Origin of the sequence: Pseudomonas sp. IT-P12 (genome assembly GCF_949767465.1) — a bacterium.
Classification (GTDB): domain Bacteria; phylum Pseudomonadota; class Gammaproteobacteria; order Pseudomonadales; family Pseudomonadaceae; genus Aquipseudomonas.
In genome coordinates this window covers 53170-69135 of the sequence record NZ_CATKPY010000023.1, presented here as the reverse complement: position 1 = coordinate 69135, position 15966 = coordinate 53170, and the positions used below count along the sequence as shown (strand labels likewise).

Annotated in this window: 17 protein-coding genes; 3 read left to right on the top strand and 14 right to left on the bottom strand. The window is 61.4% G+C overall.

Going from position 1 to position 15966, the window contains the following annotated elements:
• Window positions 1-136: 136 nt before the first annotated feature.
• Window positions 137-1297: an AAA family ATPase gene (locus tag ACM6IM_RS18575; protein ID WP_192307437.1), complete on the top strand. Its 1161-nt coding sequence runs from the start codon at window positions 137-139 to the stop codon at window positions 1295-1297.
• A 116-nt stretch (window positions 1298-1413) separates the two neighbouring features.
• Here ACM6IM_RS18575 and ACM6IM_RS18570 read toward each other — a convergent pair whose 3' ends face one another.
• The 8 genes from ACM6IM_RS18570 to ACM6IM_RS18535 form a co-directional block, all read right to left on the bottom strand.
• Window positions 1414-2295, bottom strand: a complete 882-nt coding sequence (locus tag ACM6IM_RS18570; RefSeq protein WP_371051239.1) for a transporter substrate-binding domain-containing protein — start codon at window positions 2293-2295, stop codon at window positions 1414-1416.
• On the bottom strand, window positions 2292-3074 hold the full coding sequence (locus tag ACM6IM_RS18565) for an amino acid ABC transporter ATP-binding protein (protein WP_414865959.1): 783 nt from the start codon (window positions 3072-3074) through the stop codon (window positions 2292-2294). Before ACM6IM_RS18565 ends, ACM6IM_RS18570 begins: the two co-directional genes overlap by 4 nt.
• Window positions 3071-3730 (bottom strand): amino acid ABC transporter permease, encoded by a 660-nt coding sequence (locus ACM6IM_RS18560; RefSeq protein WP_192307434.1) that lies wholly within the window; start codon window positions 3728-3730, stop codon window positions 3071-3073. The genes ACM6IM_RS18565 and ACM6IM_RS18560 overlap by 4 nt, the downstream gene beginning before the upstream one ends.
• On the bottom strand, window positions 3711-4376 hold the full coding sequence (locus ACM6IM_RS18555) for an amino acid ABC transporter permease (RefSeq protein WP_414865958.1): 666 nt from the start codon (window positions 4374-4376) through the stop codon (window positions 3711-3713). The genes ACM6IM_RS18560 and ACM6IM_RS18555 overlap by 20 nt, the downstream gene beginning before the upstream one ends.
• A gap of 538 nt (window positions 4377-4914) precedes the next feature.
• Window positions 4915-5697 (bottom strand): MetQ/NlpA family ABC transporter substrate-binding protein, encoded by a 783-nt coding sequence (locus tag ACM6IM_RS18550; protein ID WP_414865957.1) that lies wholly within the window; start codon window positions 5695-5697, stop codon window positions 4915-4917.
• A 194-nt stretch (window positions 5698-5891) separates the two neighbouring features.
• Entirely contained in the window at window positions 5892-6815 is a 924-nt protein-coding gene (locus ACM6IM_RS18545) for a sigma 54-interacting transcriptional regulator (RefSeq protein ID WP_414865956.1), read from the bottom strand.
• A gap of 59 nt (window positions 6816-6874) precedes the next feature.
• Window positions 6875-7456: an alpha/beta hydrolase gene (locus ACM6IM_RS18540; protein ID WP_192307430.1), complete on the bottom strand. Its 582-nt coding sequence runs from the start codon at window positions 7454-7456 to the stop codon at window positions 6875-6877.
• 435 nt (window positions 7457-7891) lie between these two features.
• A complete protein-coding gene (locus ACM6IM_RS18535) occupies window positions 7892-8965 on the bottom strand; it encodes a fatty acid desaturase (RefSeq protein ID WP_414865955.1) in 1074 nt (357 codons plus the stop codon).
• A 100-nt stretch (window positions 8966-9065) separates the two neighbouring features.
• On the opposite strand from ACM6IM_RS18535, the gene ACM6IM_RS18530 reads away from it, so the two are divergent.
• Entirely contained in the window at window positions 9066-10070 is a 1005-nt protein-coding gene (locus tag ACM6IM_RS18530) for an AraC family transcriptional regulator (RefSeq protein WP_414865954.1), read from the top strand.
• A 153-nt stretch (window positions 10071-10223) separates the two neighbouring features.
• On the opposite strand, the gene ACM6IM_RS18525 is transcribed toward ACM6IM_RS18530, so the two are convergent.
• Entirely contained in the window at window positions 10224-10589 is a 366-nt protein-coding gene (locus ACM6IM_RS18525) for a response regulator (RefSeq protein ID WP_414865953.1), read from the bottom strand.
• A gap of 68 nt (window positions 10590-10657) precedes the next feature.
• Complete coding sequence (locus ACM6IM_RS18520; protein ID WP_414865952.1) at window positions 10658-11344, bottom strand: Crp/Fnr family transcriptional regulator; 687 nt, start codon at window positions 11342-11344, stop codon at window positions 10658-10660.
• A gap of 84 nt (window positions 11345-11428) precedes the next feature.
• Between ACM6IM_RS18520 and ACM6IM_RS18515 the strand changes: the two genes are divergently transcribed.
• Window positions 11429-11950, top strand: a complete 522-nt coding sequence (locus tag ACM6IM_RS18515; RefSeq protein ID WP_371051247.1) for a DUF962 domain-containing protein — start codon at window positions 11429-11431, stop codon at window positions 11948-11950.
• Window positions 11951-12059: 109 nt separating this feature from the next.
• On the opposite strand, the gene ACM6IM_RS18510 is transcribed toward ACM6IM_RS18515, so the two are convergent.
• From ACM6IM_RS18510 to ACM6IM_RS18495, 4 genes are all read right to left on the bottom strand, one after another.
• Complete coding sequence (locus ACM6IM_RS18510) at window positions 12060-13049, bottom strand: sulfate/molybdate ABC transporter ATP-binding protein (RefSeq protein ID WP_192307424.1); 990 nt, start codon at window positions 13047-13049, stop codon at window positions 12060-12062.
• Window positions 13050-13052: 3 nt separating this feature from the next.
• A complete protein-coding gene (cysW, locus tag ACM6IM_RS18505) occupies window positions 13053-13925 on the bottom strand; it encodes a sulfate ABC transporter permease subunit CysW (RefSeq protein ID WP_192307423.1) in 873 nt (290 codons plus the stop codon).
• A 13-nt stretch (window positions 13926-13938) separates the two neighbouring features.
• On the bottom strand, window positions 13939-14757 hold the full coding sequence (gene cysT / locus ACM6IM_RS18500) for a sulfate ABC transporter permease subunit CysT (protein WP_414865951.1): 819 nt from the start codon (window positions 14755-14757) through the stop codon (window positions 13939-13941).
• Between the two features lie 153 nt (window positions 14758-14910).
• Window positions 14911-15924: a sulfate ABC transporter substrate-binding protein gene (locus ACM6IM_RS18495; protein WP_192307421.1), complete on the bottom strand. Its 1014-nt coding sequence runs from the start codon at window positions 15922-15924 to the stop codon at window positions 14911-14913.
• Window positions 15925-15966: the final 42 nt, after the last annotated feature.

The following is a 15966-nucleotide window of genomic DNA, read 5'->3' as shown; positions in this document are numbered from 1 at the left end:
AACAGGGTTCAATAGCTGCACAGCTGGCGGCCCTCCCCTTAGGAGCGAGCTCGCTCGCGATGGTCTTGAGAGTGCCGTGAGGCGCGCGCCCACAAGAAGGCAGGCAACCGGGCGACCCGGTAAAGGAAGCTTTTTCATGCTCAAAACCCTCGCGGTGGCCAACTACCGCTCGATCAACAACCTGGTGATTCCCCTGGGTCGCTTGAACCTGATCACCGGACCGAACGGCAGCGGCAAATCCAACCTCTACCGTGCGTTGCGTCTGTTGGCGGAAACCGCCCAGGGCGGCGTGGTCAACGCGTTGGCCCGCGAGGGCGGCCTGGACTCGACGTTCTGGGCGGGGCCTGAAATCATCACCCGGCGCATGCGTAGCGGTGAGGTGCCTATCCAGTCGACCGTGCGGCACGGCGTCAAACGCCTGCGCCTGGGATTTGCCGGCGAGGACTTCAGCTATTCGATCGCCCTGGGCCTGCCGGTGCCGAGTCTGTCGGCGTTTTCCCTCGACCCGGAAATCAAGAAGGAATGCATCTGGTCCGGGCCGCTCTATCGCCCCGCCAGCCTGTTGGTGGATCGCGATGGCTCGATGATTCGCGCCCGTGCCGGTCGCAGCTGGGACGTGCTGGCCCAGCACACGCCACATTTCGACAGCCTGTTCGATCAGGTCGGCAGCCTTCGAAGCTCTCCGGAAGTCGTGCAGATGCGCGAATTCATTCGGCGCTGGCGCTTTTACGATCACTTTCGCAGCGACGCCGACGCACCGGCGCGCCAACCACAGTTGGGGACGCGTACGCCGGTGCTGCATCACGATGGGCGGGACCTGGCAGCAGCCTTGCAGACCATTCGCGAGATCGGTGATCCCGACGCCTTGCAGGCCGCGATCAGCGATGCGTTCCCTGGTGCGCGATTGAATATCGAGCCGCTGCCGGGTGGACGCTTCGCGATCGAGTTTTATCAGGAAGGTTTGCTGCGCCCGTTATCGGCGGCCGAGCTGTCCGATGGGACGCTGCGTTATCTGTTGCTGATCGCGGCGCTGCTGACACCCCGTCCGCCATCGCTGATGGTGCTCAACGAACCGGAGACCAGCCTGCACCCGGATCTGTTGCCCGCGCTGGCGCGCCTGATCATCAGGGCCTCGGAACACGCTCAGGTGTGGGTGGTGTCCCATGCACGACGGCTGATTTCGGCATTGCAGGAGGACCCGGCATGCCATTGCATCGTGCTGGAAAAAACCCTGGGCCAGACCGGGATGGTCGGGCAGCGGGTGCTGGATGAGCCGGCGTGGAATTGGCCGGGCTGATCGGCGCCCTGTGCACCGAATCGCGAGCGGGCTCGCTCCCCCAGGTACTGCACAAAACCTGTGGGAGAGAGCCCGCTCGCGATGGGGACACACAGATCGTCTGAGGCGCTAGTGAGTTACCCCTGCCACTTGCCACCCTCGACAATCACGCTCTCAGGCTTTGTATCGTCGCTCAGTTCCTTGCGCACGTACTGGTCGTACAGCTTGAGCAGGTATTTCTCTTCACCCAGCTTCGCCAACTCGGCGTTGACCCAGTCACGCAGCTCGATGTTGCCCTTCTTCACCGCCGGCGCAATCGGCGCTTCGGCACCCAGCGTCTGCGCCAGCACGCGATAACCCGGGTTCTGCTTGGCCCAGCTGAACAGCACCAGGTTGTCCTGGGCATAGGCATCGCCGCGACCATTGGCCAGGGCTTGCAGCGACTCGGAGTTCTTCTCGAACTTGAGCAGTTTCCAGTCCGGGTGGTTCTTGGTCAGCCAGATGTCTGCCGTGGTGCCGGTGGTGACGATGGTGGTGCGGGTCGCCAGGTCATCGAGGGTTTTCACCTCGCTGGCCTGTGGCACCAATGCCTGCACCGCGACCTTCAGGTTCGGGTTGGTGAATTCCACCGCCTCCTTGCGCTCCGGGGTCACGGTCATGTTGGCCAGGATCAGGTCGACCTTGTCACTTTGCAGGAATGGAATTCGGCTGGCCGGCTCCACTGCAACGAATTCGATCTTGTTTTCGTCGCCCAGCAGATCCTTGGCGAAACGACGGCCGATGTCGGTATCGAAACCGACGTAACGCCCCGCCTCATCGACGAAGCCGAACGGCGGCTTGTCGGTGAAGACGCCGACGATCAACTTGTCCCGCGCCTTGATCTTTTCCAGGTAGCCGGCCGGCGCGCTGCTTTCGCTGGCGACTTTGGGCTTTGGCGGTTCTTCGGTTTTATTGCAGCCGGCCAGCAGCGCGAGGCCGAGCAGCGGGAGAAGCAAGCGTGAAGCCTTGGCAGTTTTCATGGCAGTTCCAGTTCCTTTGTTTGAGTCGTTTCGGGTAGGGCGGCGACGTAGGAGAACTTCTCCAGGAACTGCTGCGCTCGTGCGGTTTGCGGGTTCGTAAAGAAAATCTCGGGGGGGTTCTGTTCAAGGATTCGCCCGGCATCCATGAACACGATTCGGTCGGCCACGGCACGGGCAAAGGCCATTTCGTGGGTGACGATCAGCAGCGTCATGCCTTCACGGGCCAGGCCCTGAATGACTTCCAGCACTTCCTTGACCATTTCCGGATCGAGGGCGGCGGTGACCTCATCAAACAACATGACCCTGGGGTTCATGCACAGCGAACGAACGATGGCGATCCGTTGCTGCTGACCACCGGAGAGCTGGCGGGGAAAGGCATCGCGCTTGTCCAGCAGGCCCACCCGCGCCAGCAGGGCTTCAGCCTGGACCTGTGCCTCACGACGTTCGCGCTTTTGCACCTTGACCGGGCCGAGCAGCAGGTTGTCGAGCACGCTCATGTGCGGGAACAGGTGGTAACTCTGGAACACCATGCCGATCTGTTGCCGCACTTCGCGCCAGTCGGTGCCCTTGTTCAGCAACTCGCGACCGGCAAATGCCAGGCTGCCGCCGTGGGCGACTTCCAGGCCGTTGAGGCACCGTAACAACGTGCTCTTGCCGCAGCCGCTGGGACCGAGGATGACGATCACTTCGCCTGAGTTGACGTTCAGGTCGATGCCCTTGAGCACCTGCTGCTCGCCAAAGAACTTGTTGAAACCCTTGAACTCGATCAATGCGTTCATGCTTGCGTCCAGCGCCGCTCCAGCACACGCGAGGCGGCTGACAGCGGGTAGCAGATGAAAAAGAAAAACAGGAACAGGGCGCCGTAGATCAGCACCGATTCGTAGGTGCGCTCGATGATCTGCTGGCCGACCTTGATCACGTCCACCACGCCGATCAACACCGCCAGAGAGCTGGTCTTGATGATTCGCGTGTAGACGTTGATGGTCGGCGGCGTCATGCGTTTCAGGGCCTGGGGCAGCAACACGTAGCCGTAGAGTTGCGGCCCATTCAGGCCGATCGACAACCCGGCTTCACGCTGCCCGCGTGGCAGCGAATGCAACGCACCGCGCACCACCTCGCCCACTTCGCTGGCGCCCCAGAGCGACAAAACCAGCACCGCGCACCAGAAGCTCGGAAGGCTGAGGCCGAAGAAAATCGGCAGGCCAAAGAACAGCAGGTACAGCCAGACCAGCACCGGAATCGCCCGGAACAGCTCCAGGTACACCCGCAGGATCGCGTTCAAGGCTTTTGAATTCAGCGTACGCAACACGCCGTAGAGCACCCCGCCCACCGTGCTGATGGCGATGCTCAGAAAGGAAATCGACAGGGTTTGCGCAGCGCCCTTGCCCAGTTGCGGCAACGACACCCAGAGCAGTTCAAGACCCGAACTGGCCATGCTGGAGCCTCCTTTCCAGACGGCTGAGCAACAGCGACAGCGGTAAAAACAGCAGCACGCAGATCAGTGTCAGCACGGCGAGCATTTCGTAGGTTTTGTAGTAGAGGGCGATGTAGCTTTTGGTGGTGTAGAGAATTTCCGGCACCGCCACCGCCGAAACCACGGTGGTTTCTTTCAGCAGGAAAATGAAATTGGCGAACAGCGAAGGCAGGCTGAGGATGCCCGCTTGCGGCAGGATCACGTAGCGCAGCAATTGACCGTGGGACAACCCGATGGAACGACCGGACTCCAGTTGCGCCGCAGGTACGGCCTCCACCCCGGCACGCAGCACCTCGGTGAGATAGGCTCCGCCGAGGAACGTCATGGTGATGTTAGCGGCCGCAAAACCGGACACCTTGATGCCCAGGGCCGGCAACGCGAAGTAGACGAAGAACAGCTGGATCAACAGCGGCGTGTTGCGCGCCAACTCCACATACAGCCCGACCAGGCGCTGCAGGTAAGGCGTGCGGAACACCAGGATCGTCGCGTTGATCAAGGCCACCAGCAGCGACGTGCCGATGGCAATCAGGCCGACCTGCAACGTCACGCCTACCGCCGTGACGAACGCCGGCAGGGTGCTGAGGATAAAAGCGTAATCGAAGTTCATTGAACATCCTGGACGCCGCTCGGTAAGCGACGGTGGTGCGGTCCATGGGCAGTGGGTAACGACCCGGCAAGCACCGACTTTAAAGGTATAAGAAATTAAATTTAAATACCGTTAAAGCATATTGATATCACGCAAAAACCTATCCGCCGAATTGGCCGGCACGCAGGAAGCCGACTACTTTCCTTTGCGCCGCAGGGGGGATCTTTTTCTCGAATTTGCCCTCCAAGGACGCACAGCTTCTGGCCAGACCTGGCCGGACCACACAAGGAAGAACATCATGGCTGACGTAAAAGCACCGCAACCACTGGACCCGCAGGACATCCTGAAACTGCTGGTGGCGTTGCGCAGGGCGTTGAAGGCCGGGGTGGCCTGAACACCTGTCCTTCGCGGGAGCGAGCCTGCTCTCGAACAGGCGGTGCCTTTTGCTACAGGCACTGGCTGCACACGGTTACCCCCTCGAGAAACGAGCAGGCAAAAAAACGCCGACGCTATCGCTAGCCGTCGGCGTTCGAAACCGTGAAGGGGTTTACCGCGTGAATCAGAACGCCGGCAGTACCGCGCCGCTGTACTTCTTCTCGATGAAGGCTTTCACTTCAGGGCTGGTCAAAGCCTTGGCCAGTTTCTGGATGGCTGCGCTGTCCTTGTTGTCCGGACGAGCCACCAGGAAGTTCACGTACGGCGAATCGGCACCTTCGATCACCAGCGCGTCTTTAGCCGGGTTCAGACCGGCTTCCAGCGCGTAGTTGGTGTTGATCAGGTCCAGGTCGACTTCTTTCAGAACGCGTGGCAGCAAGGCCGACTCCAGTTCCTTGAACTTGAAGTTGTGCGGGTTCTTGGCGATGTCCTTTGGCGTCGACAGGGCGTTGCTCGGGTCTTTCAACTCGATCAGACCGGCTTTCTGCAGCAGGATCAGGGCACGGCCGCTGTTGCTGCCTTCGTTTGGCAGGGCGATGGTCGCACCGTTTGGCAGATCGGCCAGGGATTTGTATTTGCTGGAGTAGCCGCCGAAAGGTTCAACGTGAACGCCGATCACGGTTTCCAGGTTGGTGCCCTTGCCTTTGTTGAAGCTGTCCAGGTAAGGCTTGGTCTGGAAGTAGTTGGCGTCCAGGCGCTTTTCGGCAACCTGTACGTTCGGCTGAACGTAATCGGTGAATACCTTGATCTCCAGGTCCACGCCTTCTTTGGCGAGGGTCGGCTTGATCAGCTCCAGAATCTCGGCGTGTGGAATCGGGGTCGCCGCCACCACCAGTTTCTCACCAGCCTGGGCCAAGCCTGCGGTCAGAGCAGCCGCCAATGCGGTAAACAACAGAACCTTTTTCATGCAGTGTCCTTATCGAAAATCACGGTCGTCATCGACGACGGCTATTAGTACGTGTGCCAGTGAAGTGCTATCGCTGGCGTGGAGCGGACAATACCGGGATTTTATATGCCCGAACAATATCTTTTATTCACTTTGATATTCCATTTTGCTCATACAGCTCTAAATCGCGGATTATCCCTGTGGCGCGCTCGCGCCTATGGGAGCATTTCGAGACGACTCAAGAGCTGCCGCAACGCTTCCTTCTCCGCCGCAGAGCCGTTGCCCAGAATCAGCCTGAGCTGATGCTCGATCTGCGTCAGCGAGTCGGGCAGGTTCAGATGCTCCGGCAGGATCTCGTCACCGTGACTCACCAACAATGCGAAGTGAATGACGTTTTCCAGTTCGCGGGTATTGCCCGGCCAGTTGTGGCGCTCGAGCACCCGTTGCGCGGCCTCGCTGATCAGCGGCACTGGCAGGTCGAGGCGCTGGCTGTAGATCCCCAAAAAATATTCGGACAGCGACAGGATATCGCCGACCCGCTCGCGTAGCGCCGGCAGTTCGAGCTGCCCCTCGCTGAGGTAGTGGTAAAGCCGCTCATGGAATTTTCCGGCGGCCACCGCCTGCGCCAGGTCGATGCTGGTCGCCGCGACCAGGCGCACGTCCACCGGGCTGGGGTGCGTGGCGCCCACGCGAGTGACTTCATGATTTTCCAGGGCGGCGAGCAACTTGATCTGGATCGGCAGTGGCAAGTCGCCGATCTCGTCCAGGTAGAGCGTGCCGCCATTGGCCGAACCGAACCACCCGGCGCGGCTGCTCGCCGAGCCGCTGTGGCTGCCGGCCGCATAGCCGAACAGCTCGGCGTCGGCGTAGGTCGGGCTGATCGCGCCGCAGTTGACCGACACGAACAAACCGCCGCGATCGCTGGCGCGGTGGATATGCCGGGCCAGCAGTTCCTTGCCGCTGCCGGTTTCGCCGCGGATCAACACCGAAATCGAACGCGGCGCCAGATGCTCCAGCTCCTCACGCAACTGGCGCGAGCGCGGATCGACGAACACCAGGGCCTTGGCGCGGATGCTCAGGGGACTTTTTTCGGCGTCGGGGAAGGTCAGCAGCGGCTGGCCGAAGGTTTCAAAACTCATGGCAGGCTCCCGCCCCAAACCGCCGGGAGACGGGGAGGCGTTCTAAAAAAATGATGAATTCAAGCGCGGCGCAGCGCGTGGTGTTCCATACGGTTCTGCAGGCGGTAGAGATAGGCAAACCCCTGCTCCCAACGCTGATGCCCGGACTTCACATTGATGTGTCCGGCACCCGACAGGATGCCCGCCTCGGCCCCCCAGTTACGCGCCAGCTCCAGCGCACGCGGCGCACTGACGGCGCTGTCGTTGTCGGAGCTGACCACCTGGCTGGGAAACGGCAAGAGGTCGGTGGGGATCGGCGCAAAGTTGCGCAGCGCCGGCGCGCAGGCCGGACGCTCGACATCCGCAGGAGCGACCAACAGGGCACCGCGCACCTGACGCAAGACGTTCAAGGGCGCGGTGGCGGCCCAATGCGCGACCGTGATGCAACCCAGGCTATGGGCGATCAGGATCACCGGCGTGCTGTCGGCGGCAATCGCCTCGGCCAGCGCCGCCACCCAGTCTTCACGGCGCGGCGTCAGCCAGTCGGCCTGTTCCACCCGCGCACTGTTCGGCAGGCTGTTCTGCCAATGGCTTTGCCAATGATCTTCTGGCGATCCTTGCCAGCCCGGCACAATCAGGTAGCGGATTGATTCGTTGCGCATGGGGAACTCTCCTGCTGCGTGTCTGTTGCTGACCGAGTATAGGGAGGAGAGTTATATTCGCTAAGGAATAAGAAGCTATTTATTAAGACCCATAATGAATAACAAAGCGCTTTCTGTGGGAGCGGGCTTGCTCGCGAAAGCGGAGTGTCAGTCGAGACAGATAACCACTGACCCTCCGCTTTCGCGAGCAAGCCCGCTCCCACAGGGGGATTGTGTTTCCTGAGAGAATAAAAAAGGGGCCGCACCCTGCCAAGGAGACGGCCCCGGAAACTCACACGCTGTAGCCCGATGATTGGCTGAAATGATTATCCAATAAAGGAATATTTAATTACTTTATTAGACTTATATGGCATATGCCATTCACTTTCCAAGCCTCAACGTAGCGCTGATTTGGGTCAAATTGATGACCGGCGTTTGAGGTTCCAGGTGTTTGGATCACGCCTGTGCCGTTCGCACTGCCTGTGGTTCTGCGGCGTCCTGGCGCACAAAGCGGTTGGCCCGCGCAAACGTGCCGTAGTCGTTGAAGCGCACGCCCATCTCGCGCATGACCTTATGTGCCACCGGCACGGTCATCTGGCGAATGTAGAACGGCTCCTTCACCACAAAATGGTGAATCCCGTGGCTGCTGCCGAAGTTGAAGCAGAACGCCTGCAGCGGCCACAGCCACCACGGGTTCAAGACCTGGGTTTGCTGAATCACGTTGCCCGGTTCCACATCGCCGTAATAGTGCATGTTCGAGCTGATGAAGTGCAGGCAAAACGTGCGCAACACGTTCGGCCCGATGATCACCACCACCGCGATGTCGATCACACCCATGACCGACAGCGTGGTCGCCGACCACTCGACGCTCGTCCCCAGCAGGTAGGCGACGCCATTGGCCCCATGGAAACCGAGAAACAGGTACCACGCCCCCCAATGCAGCAATGCGAGCGGCGCATAGACTTTCAGGACACGCTTGAGGATGCCGAATTTGTGGGCCCAGGTTTTGGCCCGCAGCAAGCGAATGAACGCCGACATCATGTTGTCGCCCACCATCAGCAACCGTGCAATACCCCAGGGCTCGCCGTTGGTGATCGCCCGCTCTTCCATGTCCGCTTCCGTGCCGGACAGCTTGTGGTGGTTGAGGTGCAGTTGCCGGCGAATCCAGGGATTGATCGTGCTCGGCCGCGCCAGCCACACCAGGCCCATCATCAGGTTGTGCGGCAGGCGCTGCTTGCGAAAGTACATGCTATGGATCAGGTCGTGCTCCAGCTCATGGGTCAGCGAGGCGAAAAACGCGTTGAGCAGCAAACAGGCCCACCACGCCATGTACCCACCGAGATACAGCGCCGCCGAGCCGACCATCCCCGCCAGGGCGAACGCCAGAATCCCCGCACCCAGTGCGTCCTGGTGGTTGAGAATCGGGTAGCGCTGGCGCAGCTCGACGCCCCTGGCCAACACCACTTCGCGAATGTGCGCCGAGCGCTGGGCTGCATTCAGTCGCTGGGGACTTGCAGAAGTACCTTCCATGCTTCCATCCTCTGGTTATTGATGTCTGCATCCTGCCCTGCGAACCCTCGGCACGCGGTAGCCGTAGACGCCAACCTGTTGACCGGAAGCGCCAATCAGCATGACTGAACCGACCTCCCTCGCCAGCTGGACCCGCGCCCTGCGCAAGCAACTCGATGCGCTGGGCCTGGACAGCACCGCCCTGTGCCAGCAGGCCGGGCTCGACCCGCAATGGATGGACGACCCCAACGCCCGCTATCCGTTGTCCGGCACCACGCGCCTGTGGGAAATCGCCGTGCAGGTCAGCGGCGATCCGGCGATCGGCCTGCGCGTGTCGCGCTTCGTCAGCCCAACCACCTTCCACGCGCTGGGCTACGCCCTGGTGGCCAGCGGCAGCCTGCGCGAAGTGTTCGAGCGCATCGTGCGTTATCACCAGGTGGTCAGCGATGCCCTGGAGCTTGAGTTGAGCCGCACCGAGGACCGCTATCGCTTTCGCCTGAAGATCCCGCCCGGCAACCCGGCGCCGGCGTTCGAAGCCATCGACGCCTTCGCCGCGATTTATGTGCGCACCTGCCGCAATCGCCTGGGTCGCGACTATGCGCCACTGGCGGTGTATCTGCGCCGCCCGGAACCGCTGGACGCGCATCAATGGCACAAAGTCTTTCGCGCCCCGGTGTTTTTTTCGGCGGCCGAGGACCGGCTGGAATTTTCCCTGGCGGATTTCGACAGTCACCTGGACGACGCCAACCCGGAACTGGCCGAGCACAACGAAACCGTGCTCAAGCGCACCCTGGCGCAACTCAAGCCCCTGACCTGGGAGCGCAAGGTCCGCGACGCCATCGAGGAGCAATTGCCCGAAGGCGAGCCCAGCGCGGAGCACATTGCCCAGGCCCTGCACCTGAGCCTGCGCAGCCTGCAACGGCACCTGGCGGACGAAGGCTGCCGGTTCGATACGCTGCTCAACGAAAGCCGCGAAAACCTCGCCCTGCTGCACCTGCGTGATCCGCAATGCTCGCTGAGCGAGATCAGTTACCTGCTCGGATTTGCCGACACCAGCAGCTTCAGCCGGGCATTCAAACGCTGGACCGGAATGACGCCGGGGCAGTTTCGCGATGGATTGCGGTGACCGATCCGCAGTGCGGATTATCCGGGCCAGCCTCATCGCGAGCAGGCTCGCTCCCAAAGGGGGGGGCGGTGTGAACCACAAGATTGTAGTCAACCTCCAAAACCTGTGGGAGCGAGCCTGCTCGCGAGACGATGGAACAGGCGCCGCAGAACCTCAGTGGCTCCGGTCCCGCCGCAACAACTTGCGCACCCGCGTCACCAGCTCACTCAGCGTAAACGGCTTCAGCAGGTAAGCGTCCTCGTGCAATTCCAGTCCGCGCAGGCGATCTTCGATGCCATCGCGGGTGGTCAGGAACAGCACCGGCGTTGCGCCGAGCTTGCGGACCTGTTGCTGCAACTGCCAGCCGTTGAGACCCGGCAGCATGACATCGAGGATGATCATCCGGTATTCGCCGGACTCGATAAAACGCCGGCCGTCCATGCCGTTGAGCGCTACATCCACGGCGTAACCGGCCTCACCCAGGCCAATGGCCAGGCGCTTGGCCAACTCCGGTTCGTCTTCCACTAACAGCACACGCATGGCACACCTCATTGTCGTCGTCACAGGCTAAGCGCCTTCACGGCCAAAGCCCAGCACCAACGTGTTTTTCAGACAATGGCCAAGGCCCGCAGCCGTTCGGCATCGAGGATTTCGATCTCGCCGTACTTCAGATTCACAATCCCCTGGCCCTGGAACTCCTTGAGGATCTGGTTGGTGGTCTGGCGCGACAACGACAGCATCGACGCCAGTTGTTCCTGCGGCAGTTGCAGCACCCGTCGGGGCGGGTCGAGCTCACCGTAGCCGGCGGCGATCATCAGCAGACGATGGGCCAGGCGGGCCGGTGCCGGCATCAGGCTCAGCTGTTCGAGACTGATGAAAGTCAGGCGCAGTTTCTGGCTCATCAACAGCGCCAGTTGCCGCCAGTACAGCGGTTGCTCGTCGAGCAAGGCCAGCAGCGCCGACTGCGGGATGTGCAACAGGGTGCATTGGCCCAGAGCGAATGCATCGTGGGTGCGCGGCTGGCCGTCGAACAGGCAGATTTCGCCGAACCAGTGCGGCGGCTCCACCAGGCTCAACAAGGCCTCCTTGCCCTGCTCGTTCACCGTGCCGATGCGCACCGCGCCTTCGAGCACGGCGTACAGGCCACAAGGTGGGTCGCCGCGCTTGAACAGGCGCTGGCCCGACGACAGGCGCCGCACCTTGGCGGCGGCCAGCAAGCTATCCTGTAAGCGTGTCGGCAGATGGCTGAACCAGTGGCCCGTCATCAGGCGCGAACGCCAAACCTGCATGTCCATCGAAACTCCTGGAGATTGTCGCCTGGCTGACAGAGCCAACGCTGAACCCGGGGCATGATCGATCACCCTACAGGAGGAATAACAATGAAAAAAAGCCTCGTTGACCATCTCGGCCAATACGCCGCCTATCACCGTGACCCGCGCAACATCGCCAGCCACTTCATCGGCATCCCGCTGATCGTCGTCGCGGTGGCGGTGCTGCTGGCCCGTCCGCAATGGGGCGGTGGCTGGCTTTCACCGGCGGTCCTGGTGGCCCTCGCGTCGGTCTGGTTCTACCTGCGCCTGGAATTGCGCCTCGGGCTGGTGATGAGCGTGTTGATGGCGCTGTCCGTCTGGGCCGGGCATGTACTGGCGCAACAAAGCACCCTGGTCTGGCTGGCCAGTGGCATCGGGCTGTTCGTGGTGGGCTGGGCGATCCAGTTCGTCGGCCATTACTACGAGGGACGCAAACCAGCGTTTGTCGATGACGTGACCGGGTTGATTGTCGGGCCGTTGTTCGTGGTAGCGGAGCTGGCGTTTCTGCTGGGGATGCGACGTGAGTTGAAAGAGCAGATCGAGGCGCGGGTGGGTGGGGTACGGGTCAATCCGAATCGCGCGGCGGCTTAGTACGCCATCGCGAGCAGGCTCGCTCCCACACGGGATCGGGGTCGTACACAAACTCTGTGACCGACCGCGCCCTGGTGGGAGCGAGCCTGCTCGCGATGCTTTTTAGCCCTTAAAGGTTGGCGACTTTCTGCCAGACCTTCGGCTTGAAGAACAGGGTTTCGCCCTTGGCCAGCCCGATCAGGCTGTCGTGGTCCTTCACCACTTCGGCCTCGATCAGATCGCTCTGCCCTTCGACCTTCAAGGTCACCCGAGTGGTCGCGCCCAGCGGACGGATATCCCGCACTTCGGCCGCGTGGTGATCGTCCAGTTCGTGCCGCGACAACGACACTTCGTGCGGCCGGAACAGCACGTGATTGTCCTCGCCCAGGTGCAGGCGGTTGGAGTCACCGAGGAAGTGGTAGACGAAATCGCTGGCCGGGTTTTCGTAAACGTCACCCGGTGAGCCGATCTGCTCGATCACACCCTTGTTCATCACCACGATGCGATCGGCCACTTCCATCGCCTCTTCCTGGTCGTGGGTCACGAACACCGAGGTCAGGTTGATGTCCTCGTGCAGGCGCGCCAGCCAGCGCCGCAGCTCCTTGCGGACCTTGGCGTCGAGGGCGCCGAACGGTTCGTCGAGCAGCAGCACTTTCGGCTCCACCGCCAGGGCACGGGCCAGCGCGATACGCTGGCGCTGACCGCCGGACAGCTGCTCCGGGTACCGGTCCGACAGCCAGTCCAGTTGCACCATGTTCAGCAGCTCATGGACCTTGGTCGCGATCTGGCTTTCGTTCGGGCGCTGGTTCTTCGGCTTCATGCGCAGGCCGAACGCAACGTTGTCGAACACCGTCATGTGACGGAACAGGGCGTAGTGCTGGAACACGAAACCGACGTTGCGATCACGCACATCGTGGCCGGAGACGTCTTCGCCGTGGAACACGATATTGCCCTGATCCGGTGTTTCCAGACCGGCAATGATCCGCAGCAGCGTGGTCTTGCCGCAACCCGACGGGCCCAGCAGCGCCACCAGCTCGCCGCTGTGAATGTCCAGGCTGATGTTATCCAGCGCCTTGAACGCATTGAAATTCTTGCTGACGTTACGCACTTCGATCGACATGAATTATTCCTCCGCGGCGCTGGCGCGCAGGCGGTTAATACGGTTTTCGCTCCACTGCTTGAGCAGCAGGATGAAGAGCGCCATGATCAGCAACAGGCTCGCGACCGCGAACGCGGCCACGTGGTTGTATTCGTTGTAGAGGATCTCGACGTGCAGCGGCAAGGTGTTGGTCACCCCGCGAATGTGCCCGGAGACCACCGACACCGCACCGAACTCACCCATCGCCCGGGCGGTACACAGCACCACGCCATAGATCAGGCCCCATTTGATATTGGGGACGGTGACGTGCCAGAACATCTGCCAACCATTGGCACCCAGCAGGCGTGCGGCCTCCTCTTCCTGAGTGCCCTGTTCCTGCATCAACGGGATCAGCTCGCGCGCCACGAACGGAACGGTGACGAAAATCGTTGCCAGCACGATGCCCGGCAAGGCGAAAACGATCTGGATGTCGTGATCCTGCAACCATGGCCCGAACAGGCCCTGGGCACCGAACATCAGCACGTAGACCAGACCCGCGATCACCGGCGACACCGAGAATGGCAGGTCGATCAGCGTCACCAGAATGCTCTTGCCACGGAACGAGTACTTGCTCACGCACCACGCGGCACTGACGCCGAACACCACGTTCAACGGCACCGAAATCAACACGGCGATCACCGTGAGCTTCAGCGCCGACAGCGCGTCCGGTTCAAAGATCGCGGTGAAGAAAGCGCCCAGGCCATTCTTCAAACCCTGGGACACCACGATAAACAGCGGCAACAGCAGGAACAGGGCGAAAATCAGCCAGCCGAGGCCGATCAGGATACGCCGCGAGGTGGCACTGCCACGGCGGGCAGCGTTGGCCGAAGAGGCGGCCGCAATAGACGATTGGGACATGGTTCGCGCCTCCTTATGGGGTTTCGATGCGGCGTTGCAGCAGGTTGATCAGCAGCAACAGGACGAAGGAAACCACCAGCATCAGCACGCCGATGGCGGTCGCACCGGTGTAATCGTACTGGTCGAGCTTGACCATGATCAGCAACGGCAGGATCTCGGTTTTCATCGGCATGTTGCCGGCGATGAAGATCACCGAGCCGTACTCGCCGACACCCCGGGCAAAGGCCAGGGCGAAACCGGTCAACCAGGCGGGCAGCAGCGCGGGCATCAGGATATGCCGGAACACCTGCAGCGGCCTTGCGCCCAGGCAGGCTGCCGCCTCCTCCACCTCACGGGGAATATCGGCCAGTACCGGCTGCACCGTGCGGACCACGAAAGGCAGCGTGACAAACGTCAGCGCCAGCGTGATGCCCAGCGGGGTATAGGCGATCTTGAAGCCCAGGTCCGCCGCGAACTGCCCCACCAGTCCGGCCGGCGTGTACAACGCGGTCAGCGCGATACCGGCGACGGCGGTGGGCAAGGCGAACGGCAGGTCGATCATCGCATCGATGATCTTGCGGCCGGTGAAGGTGTAGCGCACCAGCACCCAGGCGAGCAGCGTGCCGATGATGCCGTTGATGATCGCGGCGTACAGCGCGGTGCCGAAGCTCAGTTTCAGCGCCGCCAGGACGCGAGGCGCCGAAACGATAGCCCAGAACTGATCCCAGGTGAGTTGAGCGGCGTGAACGAACATCGCCGCCAGTGGAATGAGCACAATCAGGCTGAGGTACACCAAGGTGTAGCCCAGCGTCAGCCCGAAGCCGGGTATGACGGGGGAGATACGACGCGACATAAAAGTCCTTGGTTGGAAAGCGTCAATGTGGGAGCGAGCCTGCTCGCGAAAGCGGAGTATCAGGCGACATACGCGTTGACTGATAGTCCCTCTTCGCGAGCAGGCTCGCTCCCACAGATCGGTGCCTGGGCATCAGGCTCTTGTTCAATCAGATTACTGCGCCTGATAGATCTGGTCGAACACGCCGCCGTCATTGAAGAATTTAGGCTGTGCAGTTTTCCAGCCGCCGAAATCCTTGTCGATGGTCACCAGTTCCAGTTTCGGGAATTGCTGGACGTACTTGGCTGCCACGTCCTTGTCCCGTGGACGGTAGAAGTTCTTCGCGGCGATTTCCTGGCCGGCCGGACTGTACAGGTGCTTGAGGTAGGCTTCGGCGATTTGCTCGTTGCCTTTTTTCTCGGCGTTCTTGTCGACGACCGCGACAGGAGGCTCGGCCAGGATCGACAGCGAAGGCACGACGATTTCGAACTTGTCGGCGCCACCGTCTTCCTTCAGGGCCAGGAAGGCTTCGTTTTCCCAGGCCAGCAATACGTCGCCCTGACCGTTGTTGACGAAGGTAATGGTCGAACCGCGAGCACCGGTGTCCAGCACGGGCACGTGCTTGAACAAGGTCTCTACGTATTGCTTGGCCTTGGCCTCGTCACCGCCGTTGGCCTTGAGGCCATAAGCCCAGGCCGCGAGGAAGTTCCAGCGGGCGCCACCGGAGGTTTTCGGGTTAGGGGTGATGACCGACACATCGTTCTTGACCAGGTCGGCCCAATCCTTGATGCCTTTCGGGTTGCCTTTGCGCACCAGGAACACGATGGTCGAGGTGTACGGAGTGCTGGCATCCGGCAGGCGTTTCTGCCAGTCGGCCGGCAGGGTCTTGCCCAGCTTGGCGATTTCGTCGATGTCACCGGCCAGGGCCAGGGTCACCACGTCGGCACGCAGGCCGTCGATCACCGCACGGCCCTGTTTGCCCGAACCACCGTGGGACTGCTGGATTTTCACGGTGTCGCCTGGATTGCTTTTCTTCCAGAAATTGACGAATTCAGCGTTGTAATCCTGATACAGCTCGCGGGTCGGGTCGTACGACACGTTGAGCAGCTCATAATCCTTGGCAACCGCGGAACCCGCAAAAAGGGCACTGGCCAGGGCGGCCAAAGCGAAATGACGAATCGACGACATGGTGAAAGCTCCTGGAATTCTAAGTGTGTTGGCTTTTTTTAT